Annotated in this window: 9 protein-coding genes, 1 tRNA gene and 1 pseudogene; 4 read left to right on the top strand and 7 right to left on the bottom strand. The window is 45.9% G+C overall.

Going from position 1 to position 12,190, the window contains the following annotated elements; genetic code table 11:
- Positions 1-269: 269 nt before the first annotated feature.
- The gene (locus Q0418_RS05030) at positions 270-2,168 is read left to right on the top strand and encodes a glycoside hydrolase family 13 protein (protein WP_298482832.1); all 1,899 of its coding nucleotides are present in this window, start codon (positions 270-272) and stop codon (positions 2,166-2,168) included.
- Positions 2,169-2,380: 212 nt separating this feature from the next.
- Positions 2,381-2,457: transfer RNA gene (locus Q0418_RS05025), tRNA-Pro, on the top strand.
- A 254-nt stretch (positions 2,458-2,711) separates the two neighbouring features.
- Here Q0418_RS05025 and Q0418_RS05020 read toward each other — a convergent pair.
- The 6 genes from Q0418_RS05020 to Q0418_RS04995 all read right to left on the bottom strand — a co-directional run bounded on the left by Q0418_RS05020 (position 2,712) and on the right by Q0418_RS04995 (position 8,191).
- Positions 2,712-3,761, bottom strand: a complete 1,050-nt coding sequence (locus Q0418_RS05020; RefSeq protein ID WP_298482830.1) for a site-specific integrase — start codon at positions 3,759-3,761, stop codon at positions 2,712-2,714.
- A gap of 73 nt (positions 3,762-3,834) precedes the next feature.
- Entirely contained in the window at positions 3,835-4,059 is a 225-nt protein-coding gene (locus Q0418_RS05015) for a hypothetical protein (protein ID WP_298482828.1), read from the bottom strand.
- A 47-nt stretch (positions 4,060-4,106) separates the two neighbouring features.
- A complete protein-coding gene (locus Q0418_RS05010; protein WP_298482826.1) occupies positions 4,107-5,735 on the bottom strand; it encodes a DEAD/DEAH box helicase in 1,629 nt (542 codons plus the stop codon).
- Positions 5,732-7,354: a phage/plasmid primase, P4 family gene (locus tag Q0418_RS05005; protein WP_298482824.1), complete on the bottom strand. Its 1,623-nt coding sequence runs from the start codon at positions 7,352-7,354 to the stop codon at positions 5,732-5,734. The genes Q0418_RS05010 and Q0418_RS05005 overlap by 4 nt, the downstream gene beginning before the upstream one ends.
- Positions 7,355-7,452: 98 nt before the next feature.
- The gene (locus tag Q0418_RS05000) at positions 7,453-7,764 is read right to left on the bottom strand and encodes a hypothetical protein (RefSeq protein ID WP_298482822.1); all 312 of its coding nucleotides are present in this window, start codon (positions 7,762-7,764) and stop codon (positions 7,453-7,455) included.
- A 112-nt stretch (positions 7,765-7,876) separates the two neighbouring features.
- A complete protein-coding gene (locus tag Q0418_RS04995) occupies positions 7,877-8,191 on the bottom strand; it encodes a hypothetical protein (protein WP_298482820.1) in 315 nt (104 codons plus the stop codon).
- A 380-nt stretch (positions 8,192-8,571) separates the two neighbouring features.
- On the opposite strand from Q0418_RS04995, the gene Q0418_RS04990 reads away from it, so the two are divergent.
- Both Q0418_RS04990 and Q0418_RS04985 read left to right on the top strand, forming a co-directional pair.
- Positions 8,572-8,919: a hypothetical protein gene (locus tag Q0418_RS04990; RefSeq protein WP_298482819.1), complete on the top strand. Its 348-nt coding sequence runs from the start codon at positions 8,572-8,574 to the stop codon at positions 8,917-8,919.
- Between the two features lie 11 nt (positions 8,920-8,930).
- Positions 8,931-11,492, top strand: coding sequence for a hypothetical protein (locus Q0418_RS04985; RefSeq protein ID WP_298482817.1), 2,562 nt, complete (start codon positions 8,931-8,933; stop codon positions 11,490-11,492).
- A 297-nt stretch (positions 11,493-11,789) separates the two neighbouring features.
- Here Q0418_RS04985 and Q0418_RS04980 read toward each other — a convergent pair.
- Positions 11,790-12,190: pseudogene (locus Q0418_RS04980) on the bottom strand (glucosamine 6-phosphate synthetase); the annotation flags it as partial.

The raw sequence follows: 12,190 nt of genomic DNA, 5'->3' as shown, positions 1-12,190 counted from the left end.
TGCAAGCATATGACGTGCAAAGCCGTCAGGCGCTCTTTGTGCGGTGTTGCCCATAAGATCGTACCGATGTAGGGGCGAACTGTGTTCGCCCGTTGGACGATTTCAGGAGATTTGCGGGCGAACGCAGTTCGCCCCTACAGTTTCACGGACAACAATGTGCCATAAATTTGATTTGGGTGAGTATATATTATAATGCATGATGCATGCAAAAAGACGGAGCGGGCAGTGGTTGCTCTGCTCCGTTTTCTATAGAAGGGAGTTTTTTCAGCATGTCATATTTCTACAACAGCTGGGATGCCGATTATAAATCCCCGTTCGGGGCGATCCGCCGCAATCAGGGCTGTCAGTTCACCATCCGTCTGCCGGAAGAAACACCGCTGGATTATGCTCCAGTACTGGTGGTTTTCCGTACCGGCTTCAAAGAACGGTTCCTGCCCATGAATGTGAAAGAGTGTGAGAATGGCTATGTCCTCTATACCACCACGCTCATTCCCAAATATGCCGGGGTACACTATTATTATTTCTCCTACACCAGCAACGGCGTACGCCATTATATCAAGCGGGGCGATGCCTGTCACGGCACATTGGATCATGGGGAAATGTTCCAGCTCACTGTATTCGGCGAGGACTATCAGACACCCCAGTTCCTCAAGGGCGGCGTCATGTATCAGATCTTCCCCGACCGTTTTTGCAGCAGCGGCAAGGCGCACGAAAATGTGCCCTCTGACCGTGTGATGCGCAATTGGGGCGAGCTGCCCTATTACAAGCCCGACCAGAACGGTCATGTGTGGAACAACGACTATTTCGGCGGCGACTTAGAGGGTATCCGCAGCAAGCTGGACTATCTGGAAGATCTTGGGGTCACCTGCATCTACCTGAACCCGGTCTTTGAATCCCACGAAAATCACCGCTACAACACCGCAAACTACCGGAATCTGGATCCCCTTCTGGGTACCAACGAGGATTTCCGAAAGCTGTGCGAGGATGCCAAAAAGCGTGGTATTTCCGTGATCCTGGACGGCGTATTCTCTCACACCGGTGCAGACAGCATCTATTTCAACAAATTCGGACGATATGACAATCTGGGTGCATATCAGTCAGAACAAAGTCCCTATTATTCCTGGTATCACTTCTGGGGCAACAAGGAATACGAGTCCTGGTGGGGTATCGACACTCTGCCCAATGTAGACGAAAACAACCCGGATTATACCAAATACATCTGCGGCGAAGGCGGCGTGCTGGACTACTGGATGGATCTGGGTGCTGCCGGCTATCGTCTGGATGTGGCAGATGAGCTGCCGGACGAGTTCCTGGACAATCTGCGTGCCTGCGTGAAAAAATACGACGAGGAAAAGATCGTTATCGGTGAGGTCTGGGAGGATGCTTCCAACAAGGAGGCTTATGGCGTAAAACGGCGCTATCTCCTGGGCGACCAGCTGGACAGCGTCATGAACTATCCCTTCCGGGAGGCAATCATTGCCTACATGAAGGGCGAAGCAGTCACCACCTTCCGTGACCGGATCATGGGCATTCTGGAGAATTATCCGAAATGTACCGTGGATGTGCTCATGAATTTCGTCTCCACACATGACATTGAGCGTGCCATCAACCGCTTCGGCGGTCAGCCCTGCGACGACAAGAGCAAGGACTGGATGGCTGGAAACGAGCTGTCCCCGGAGGAATACAACCGGGGCAAGACAATGCTCAAGGGTGCCATGGTGTTGCAGTTCTTCCTGCCGGGCGTGCCCAGCATCTACTACGGCGATGAGGCAGGGCTCCAGGGCTGGAAAGATCCTTTCAACCGCCGGTGCTACCCCTGGGGTAATGAGGACACGGAGCTGCTGGAATACACCAGACAGCTGGCGCATATCCGCCGGGAAAACGCCGTATTTGCAGAGGGTGCCATGGAATTTCTGGTGCTGGAGGAAAACATCGTGGGCTTCTCCAGATACGATGAGGAGACCGGCAGCAGCGCCATTGTCCTGCTGAACCGCAGCGGCGACACAGGCATGGTCTCCCTCCGGGACAAGTGCTTCCGCAAGTATGCATTCAGCACTGTCATCAGCGGTATCTGTGACGGCGATGCTATCATCCTACCGGCGAACAGCTACGCTGTCATCAGCGCTGTCCGCACCAGTGTTCCTGTGGCTGAAGCGGAACAGAACTGAGCGATTCCGAAAGCGTTTTACAATTGTATCATAAATTCAACAGAGCGACCTTTTTGGTCGCTTTTTGTTATTTAGAGCCCATTTTTACAGTAATATTGGCTCTGTTTCAATTTACTATTTTAATATTGTGCAATTGAAACTTTTCTTTTTTCGTTTTCATCAAAATTCACTTTACAAATCCGGCGAAATGTGTTATACTATATTAGTCGCATCGAGGTGTGGCTCAGTTTGGTAGAGCACTACGTTCGGGACGTAGGGGCCGCAAGTTCGAATCTTGTCACCTCGACCAGATGTATAAGGCTGAATTACGGAAAAATCACGTAATTCAGCCTTTTTTCGTGGCTTGGACATTTCCGGGATGGGAAAGATTTTTCGGGAAATGGCAAGTGAATTCGGGGAAATGGCAAGTAAAATGGCAAGTGGGTTCTGCCTTTGATTTCGGTATCTGCCGGATGGAGAAAATCTGCAAATCCTGACATCCCCAATATACAAAAAAGAAAAGCCTGCATGTGCGGGCTTTTCTTTCTACCTGGGAATATATGCTCAGTGATTCTGAATAATACCGTTGAAATAGTCATCGATCATGCTGTCCGCCTTGTTGCGCTCACTGTCGAAAGTCTCCTGATACACGTTCTTGTACACATCCGGTGTGCTCCAGCCGCCCATTTCCATGGCGTACTTCTCCGGAATGTGCAGCATTGCCGTAGTGCTGGCGAAGATATGCCGCAGGTCGTGAAACCGGATGTCCTCCAGCCCATTCTCCCGTACCAGCTTCTTGAACCGCTTGCGGATGGTGTTGGGGGTGAATGGAATGATGCGATCCGTTTCCTTCTTGTGCGGAACTTCCTGCATCAGCTGATAAATGTACGCCGGTAGATTGACATACCGCATACTCTTGGCAGTTTTGCAGTGGTCGATCTCTGCCCAACCGCTGTCTACCTTGACGATCTCACGATGCACATAGAGCCGCATCTGTACCGGGTCTACGTCACGGAACTGCAAGCCTGCCACTTCCCCGATCCGCAGAGAGAGCCACATTGCCAAAAGCACCGGAAGTTCACTGCTTGTCCCCTTCACAATGGAATAGATTACGTCTGCGGAGGGAAGCTTACGCTCCCTGACTTCCTTTTTTGGCAGACGGATGCTGCCCATTTTGATGGTCACATCATTTGCATTCAGAACCGCCCGGAGGAACCCAAAGGCACACTTGATGGACTTGTGACTGAGCCGCTGAGCATCGATATTGATGGCAACCTGAATATCCCGAGAGGTCAGTTCCTCGATTTTGATGTCCATGATGTATTGCAGCTTGTTGCGGACAATCTCCCTGTAGCAGCACAGGCTGGTGGGCTCCAGAACCTTGCTTCTGCTTTCAATGAATTGCAGCATGGCTTCTCTCACTGTAAAGGGGCTCTTTTTCTCCTCCTCGATTCCCTTGAGCCACTTCATGGCCTTGAGATAGACCTCTTCCTCCGTGCTTCCGGTGAACATCTTCCGGTTTCGCTTGCCGTCTGGACGCACGCCCTTGGACACCTGGGTGAAGTATGTACCGCTTTCGGCTTGCTGAATGATAACTTTTGTCTTTTTCTTCATCTTGCTTGCTCCCTTCTTTCTGCAAAAAGAGCAAGCTACACCTATCCTTTTGCGGTATAGCCTGCGCATTTTGTTATGCTGCCAGTAAATCTTCCAGAGTCATGTCATTGATGCAAAGAAATGTATCGACGGTTTGCAGCGTGAGGCTCTTTGCATCATGATCATAGTTCTGAAGCGTCCTGATGGAGCAGTTCAGATATGTTGCCAACTCGTTGTCGGTCATATCATGAAGCTGCTGCCAATAACGGATTTTACACCACACTGTTTTGTACAGTGTGATACGCTTTGACTTTTTCATCCTTGTCCCTCCTTCATGGATATAATATATAACCGAAACAGCCGACTTTAACAGCTGCATTCCTCTACTGCAAAAGCCTCTCCCAGACTGGAGATCTTCGCCTCTATCCCGGCACAGTGCAGAATTTTCTGCATGGTTCCCAGCTGGATATTGCTGCTTGTAATCTTTTCCCCATACACATTGGTAGTACGCACGGCGGAGATCAATGCCTGCGCCAGTGCGTCACGGTCTGCCTTGTATTTGGGAGAAACAAGAAAAGCATCATAGGCATCCCGCACCTTGGCACAGAATGATTCCCTGTCGTCATAGTCCAGAAAGTCCTGCTCCTCCGGCTGTTCTGACAAATGCAACAGCTGCCGCAGAAAGCGGATATGGGCATGATGTTCTTCCCTCTGGGATTCCAGCAGACAGTCCACATGGTCTGCTAAGTGCTCCAGCTTTATCAGCGCAAGGTCGTTGACCCGGACGGTTTTGCCATTGGAATGAATCATCCAAGGCTGCAAACGTTCCGGATGCCGGAGAAAGTCATGGAAATCATGACGGATGTCCCGAAGCGCCTGAATGCGTTCCAGCAGCATCTGCCGGTATTGGCTTAGCTCCTGCGCTGTGTAATCCGGAATCCACACCGTAAGTGTCCGGGGATGTTTCCGCTTGTTGCGGACACGTCCCAGAAACTGCATCCATGCAATGGGGTCGATTTCCTCAATGACAATGTGTCGTACTGCTTCCTCTGTCATGGATACACCGTTTTCCAGCACTTTAGTGGAAACCAGCGTATTTGGCGCAAACTGTTCTGTCCGGGCAATTTGTTCCAGCACTTCCGATTCTTCCTCGGAGGAATAGACAAAAGCGCTGTCCGGCAGCAGTTCTTTCAGCGCTGCGCCGCGTTCCTTGTTTCGGACGAACAGCACCGTTTTTTCTCCCGATGGAATCTCCCGCAGTTTCTCCGTAAGCTGCTCCGCATTACCATAGGAATAGTACCGGAATTGCAAATGAGACCAGTCGCTTTGCAGGGTAAAGCACTGCTGCAAATGTGGTGGACAGGGGGTTCCGGTCAGCGTATACAGCATTTGTGTTGTTTGCTCCGGCTGCTCCAGTTTCCACAAAAGAGGGGCGACTTCTTCTGCTGTGGCAGAAATGTAAATACGCTTGGTCTTTGACAGAATGCTACGCAGAAATTTCCGGAACAGCATGGGCGCAGTGGAAAACACGGCATCGTTCAGCAGATAGTGAATCTCGTCAAAGATGCAGACACTGCCATGATATAACTTTGGCACACCACCTGCGGCAATTGCCTGATAGGTGGTGACGGTGATTCTGCCAGTGTGGGCTGCCCCGATGGCGTTGGACGGCCAATCGGAAACATCCATGCCCTGGGCTGTCAGGATCGCCTTTTTCGTCTGAATCGCCAGTGCCTTTCGGTTTGTGACCCATAGCACAGGGCATTCCTGCTGCACTGCCTGTTTGATCAGCGCCGTGGTCTTGCCGCTACCCACTGGGGCATGAATCAGAACGCTGGTTCCAATCTGCATCTCTGTGAGCAGGTGCTCCGGCAGAATGTCGCTCAGATATTGTGTCCCATCGCCAGAAATTACGGGCACTGGCAGAATGGGACGATTCTCGTCCCTGGGATGATATATGCTGACGGGCAGCTCTTTTGCCACAGAAATTTTCATACAGTCTCTATCTCCTTTAATCCTACGCCATCGAAACCGTTGCAGTTGCCCATGGGGTAACGCTTGCGAGTGCTGACGATGTCCTTGTTATGACAATAGGTGGAAAATGCCCGGGAAAAGGCTGTGATGTCCTTGTATTCCGCATCGGAATACACCCGGCAGAAGCAGTCGTACAGCTGCCTTGTGGGCGTGGAATATTCTGCCTCAAAGACGCAGTAATTTTCCACAAAACTTCCCATCTTCTCATAGGGAAGTTCTCCCGGCAGAAAGATGGACGTGGATTCATACGTCTTGTCATCACCGGAAAAAACATAGCCGTTGCGGCGAAGCGCTTGATAATAGAAGTAGGCATCCGTGACAATGGCGTCCCGTTCTTCCAGCAGCTTCGACAGCAATTTCTGATCCTGCTCCAATTTCGGCGTAGCAAAGTTGAAAGGAATGATCATCAGCCGGCGCTGGAAAGCAGGGTCATTTGCGGCATACACGGCACGAAGGGTGTGGTTGGATGCGATCACCAGCTTTGCCCTTGCCACAAATGTGACCTGGGATTTATTTTTCACATCCGCCGTAATGCAGTCCTCGCCGCCGCTCAGCCGTTTCAGCGTGGCAATGTCCTGCTGGGACAGAGACAGATTGCTCTCATCAAAGGACATACAGACCTGCTTGTCCTTTAGTTCTGACAGGGCAAAGCGGCTGCCTGTGATGTTTTTCAATGACATGGCATTTGTCAGGCACGGCGAAAGAAGCTTCTTGATCAGCTTCAGAAGCACGCTTTTTCCGGAATCGCTGACCCCGATGAGGTAGAAGATCCGTTTGGCGTGGCTGTCTCCGGACAGGCAATAGCCAATCAGCTCCCAGATGCGCCGGATGAGCACCGGGTTATTGCCGGTGCACTGTTGCAGGAACTGGTCCATAAGGGGATGCCGGAACCGGATATTCGGATTGAAATTGGCTTCTACACCGCCGATGAAGAAATATTTCGGAGAAATCGGCAGCGGCTGATTCTGCTGCACATCCATAATGCAATTGTGATACAGAATGTATCCCTCGTCATTGGGCGGATAATCCCAAGGCGTTGCCAACTTTTTCAGCTGATCCAGTGCACCGTTGACATCAGAACTTTCGGGATACAATTTGCTGCAGGTGAAAATTTGGCTCAGTTCATTCAGGCAGCGATCTCTATTGTCCATTGGCGTGTAGTGATGCCCTGTGTACCAATAGAACATATTTCCATGCCGCAATACCAGGCCGTTGGCAGCCAGCTTATTGATCAGCGCACGGACGGCATCGGGGTCATTTTTGCACGCATCTGCGTTCAGCGGTATCTGCGTTCCGAAGAGCTGCAAGGGTGAGAGACTCCTCTGCTCTTCTGTGGGCATGTTCACCAGGAACGGCAGCGGCGCAGCAGGTACTGCAAATGTCGTAGTAGCCCCGGATTGTACTGCTTGCGGTGCTGACACAGGATGAAATGGCGAAGAATATGCCATAGTTGCATTGGCTTCCATCATTTGCGTTTCGGGCACACGATGAAATGGCGAAGCATGCCCATTGGACTCTGTTACAGACGGAGTCTGATTGGGGGCGGACACTTTTTTAAAGGAATAATAATAATTTTGCATGATGATACCTCCAAAAAAATTTTTCTTAACTATACTTTTGTTCTCTTCTGCATGGAAAATGCAGGAGGGGGTCGACAATACAACATTACAATCGCTCCTTAGAAGTAGCGCTTCAAGCTGGTGTCAGCATTCATGGCTTCCAGAAGCTTTGCACATTCTGCCGGATTGATCTGCTCCAGAGAAGCAGTGTTTGGCGACTCGAACCGTTCGGATACCTGAATGACCGGGTAGTCATACTGGAATTCCGTGGTGTTCGGCGCATATGTATAGCATTCCGGCGTGAAGTCGATGATCGCCATGAGGAAAGGATTGGATTCCTTCTGGGCGATTGCAAGAACCGCCTCCAGGAATGCTTTGCTTTCCATAGCTTCTGCCAGTGCTTCTTCGGACATATTTGTGAATACTCTCATAATCTTTTCTCCTTTTTTGTCTGGCTGATTGCAGCCTGATATGAATATTTGGATGATGAAAGCTGGGCTTTCGTGTGGGGGAACGGCAATATGACATTGTGATCACTTCCTCTTACATGAAGTAGCGCTTTAAGCTGGTGTCAGCGTTCATGGATTCCAGAAGCTTTGCGCACTCTGCCGGGTCAATCTGCTCCAGAGAAGCAGTGTTTGGCGACTCGAACCGTTCGGATACCCGAATGACCGGATAATCATACTGGAACTCCGTAGTGTTCGGTGCATATGTATAGCATTCCGGCGTGAAGTCGATGATCGCCATGAGGAAAGGATTGGATTCCTTGTGGGAGATGTTGAGAACCGCCTCCAGGAATGCCTTGCTTTCCATAGCTACTGCCAGTGCTTCTTCGGACATGTTTGTGAATACTCTCATGATCTTTTCTCCTTTTTTTGTCTGACTGATTGCAGCCTGATATGAATTTTTGGATGATGAAAGCTGGGCTTTCGTGTGGGGGAGCGGCAATATGACATTGTGAAGCCTCCTGACACAATATACTGCAATCTTTCTTGATCGCCATTATTATCTTATCACATAATTACCAGATACGCAAATGACACGGTTTCAAATCATGTTGCGATAAAACAATACACAAAAAAAGATGTTGATATATGTACAATATACTGAACTGATAAAGAGGGGGTTTTAGATGTTCTGATAAATTTTTTATAGTATAATGTTAAAATGGTTGAATTTTCATAATATTTGTGCTATAATAATGAAAAATGGAACTGCTTTTTACAGGAGAATATAAAATGAGAATAACAAATGAGATGATATATCAGAAGTTGGTATTGGATGTTTTTTCTTTAAATGATAATCAAATAAAAGAACTATGCAAAATAACTAAAACATCTATAAAAGTTTTTTCTCCAACCCCAAAAAGGAAAAGGGAAATCTGGATCGATTTGGAACGAAAAGAGTTGATTGAAAACTTATATAAAAAAATTTTGATTAGATGGTATTATATGTCACCGCTTAAGCTAGATTATGATTGCAATGCTGAAGATGAATTACAGGACTTGGATATAATATTATGCGGCTATAATATGGAAGAAATGTGTGATTTTTTTATATTGATAATATTAATATTGGAGATTTAAAAACGGAAGAGGTGGCATTTGATATTGTCAGTATCATTCTATCGACAGTTGCAAACAAGAAAGAAGTGGAATTCGGAGAAATACTGCTAAGATTATCCCGACATACTACGCAAGAGGGACAGAAGCTTGAACTGAATAAACAGGGTAAACAGTTAGTGCAAAAATACAAAAAATTTAAAAATGGGAGAAATGATAAAAGAGACCTTTTATTCACGCCGATTCCAACAATTGAAGGGTATAAACCAGATAAAATATTACATGATGAGATTATAAATAAATTATCACGCTACAGAGTGGTAATGCTAGAAGGTGCTCCTGGCATGGGAAAATATTCTGCGGCAATTCATTATGCAAATACTTCAAAATATAGTGCTGTAGTATGTCAGAAGTGGAAAGGAAGCCTTGACAAATTTATTGAAGAGATGCCAACTGCTGATGATGCCTTTTACACTTCAGAAATCACCGAGAATTATACAGACTTTCGTAAAATTGAAAATTCGTCTGAACGATTGGAACGGAAAAAAGAAAATTTGCACCTCTCTTTGAAACCTGTTTTGTGGATCATTTATGATATGGATGGTGCTGTTCCGGAAGCAAAGATCAGGAATTTTTGCGCCGAATTTCAAAACGTAGATATTATTCTGACAAGAAATGAGGAATATACAGGAAGAGGCTTGCAGAAAATACATGTCGGAATGCCTCCAGCTGATGTTTATGAAAAGGTCTTCCGATATTGGACTGGAAAAAATACGGAGAATTATATCCGATATGTAGAAATGTTAAAAAGTATGGCAAATGGGAATATGTACCGGTTTGTTGTTCTCTTGAAGCTTGCAAAGAATGATTGGATCAATGTAAAGAAGGCATTGGAGGATTGTTATAGCAATCTCTTCCCATATAGACTTTTTCGCAATGCATCTGAAGTGTCGATGGAATATCATGGAGAACCCAACACGAAGTCCATGTTGAATCATTTTGCAGATTGTAGTAATCTCGGAAAACTGACGCAAGAAGAGAAAGAACAGCTGCATCAAATGGTGCTTGTTGTGGGGGATTCTGAAGACGATGACCATTTGAGTGACTCTATTGACGTGGATTGTCTGAAAAATGCTTGCCTGGGTAGCATTGTGAAAAGTGATGGTGATTGGGACAAGCTTTTGAAAAAGTGTGTGCAGCTTTATTTGTTGCAATATCAACAGAAAGATAGAAAGGTTAGTTTTGAAAAGTTTCTTCGGTTTATCTTCTATGAGCAAGGCGGAAATAAACTGGTCAGGCAACTCTATCTCGTATTAAATTATCAGAATAAAATGGTTTTTCTGAAATGGAGTCAGTGGCGTCAGTATTTTCATATGCTGGAGAATTATTATTGCTATGCTTCGGAGGTTTTTCCAGATCTTAAATCATATGAAAGTAATACAGATGATCCGTTCTATCTTCAGAGTCGCTTGTTTTTTCGTGCGCTTCTTCGGATCCTGCCGTTTTACTATTGGTGTATATGCGATTTGACGCTGGAAAAAAGAAATCTTGTTTTTCTGTGCTATGAAGCCGAAATGTGTCAATTGTTGGCGGTCAAACAGGAAATACAATCGAAGTGCCTTTATTTTCAACGGAAGTTCAAAGAAGACTGGAAAGAGCAGGATTCAAAATCAGAACATACATTGAAGCTATCCTATCTTACCTGTAATGCTTTTTTGGAATTGTGTTTTTCAGATGATGAAGCTGCAAAGTGTTGTTATGCTGAAATTCAAAAAATGTATGAGGCTTTATGGGTTGACAAAGAGATGTATTTATACGAGCGGATACAAATCATTTTTTTGAAGTTGTGTTTTGAATCTCGATTACATAAAAAACAAGAACTGGATAAAACTGTACAGGCATTGGTAGATTTGTTTTATTGGATTTCAAATGGGCAATTGGATCAAAAATCCGCAATGTGCATTCATGATTGTGTACTGGTGCTTTTATTTTGTGCAAATGATTATGACGAATTGCTGCATTGCGTTTATCAGATTCTTTCTCCGTGCAGAGAAATCGATATATGCAGCGAATGTTTGTACGCAAATGCGGCAATTGATTTATTGGGTGTTGCTGTGACAGGTGATTTTTGTCTGGAACAATTCCAAAAGTATGACAAGGATCTTTTTGCATTTGATAAGTATAATTACTATGTTTTGGCAGTTTCTGTTTTACTTTGGAAGAATCCGACCCATGCTGTCATAAAAGATGTCATTCCTATTCTGGACGAGCATGGTTACTTTCCGCTGTCAATATATGATCAAATGATTCATATGATTTTGGGATCTGGTGATCCAGTTCTTATGTTAGGAAAGCTTGTTCCATATTTATCTGATATGAAAGATGATATTGCGTCATTGCATATAGCTGAAGGAAATGAAGTGAATCAGATCATAGAAACTATGATTGCAAGGATCCAAACATCTTACTGCGACAACTATGGTTATTCAGGGCTTATGGGGATTGTTCAGGCGGGCGTTTCTATAGATTCTGATTTTACAGAGAAGCTGGACAGACTTCTCGAAGAACATAAGAAACAATCTGGTGATAATAAATAATGATGGTTGTTTGACTTATCAAAAACCACGTAAAATCGGGAAAGTATTTTTTCAGAAAAATAATTTTCCAACCCACACTTATATAGATTGATGTGAAAAAAATATTTTATGTGGGGTGGATTTGTGGGGGACAGCAGAATTTTGGAGGTTTCAGAAAAAAGAGCTTCTTCTCCGGAACGTAGAACGTGGAACATTGTTCCAGGTTCCATGTTCCGAACAGATAGATAATTTTCAAGGCAAAAAAGAAAGGCAATGCACGTGCAAAGCCTTTCTTTTTTTCTGCACAGGTGGGTTGTTTTACCACTCTGAGCAGGCGTTCAGTTCCTCCTGGAGCATACTGGGATACATCAGAAGTTCCTCGATCTCATCATAGGAATAGCCATAGTCCAGCAACTCCATTACCGCATCCGGATCTACGCCGAAGCAAGTGCACATCTCTAAAATGGTATCCAGTTCGGTTTCATCCTCTTCCAAGTCATATGCGGAAAATGTGTAGGGATGCTGAAATCGTTCAAAGCTGAATGTACGAAAAGAATCCCTTGCCATATTGCCAAAGCGGTTGATAGATAGAATATCGCCGGTGTCGGTGGCAATCACTGTGTAGGGATAGCGACTCATCCCGCATGCTTTCAGAGCGTGCTTCATGATGGACTGTGTAGAAGCGTAAACATATAGCCCCAATTCTTCGAAGAGAATCA

It is taken from the genome of uncultured Ruminococcus sp. (genome assembly GCF_937915125.1).
Taxonomy (GTDB): domain Bacteria; phylum Bacillota; class Clostridia; order Oscillospirales; family Ruminococcaceae; genus Ruminococcus_C.
This window is presented reverse-complemented; position numbering and strand designations above follow the sequence as displayed.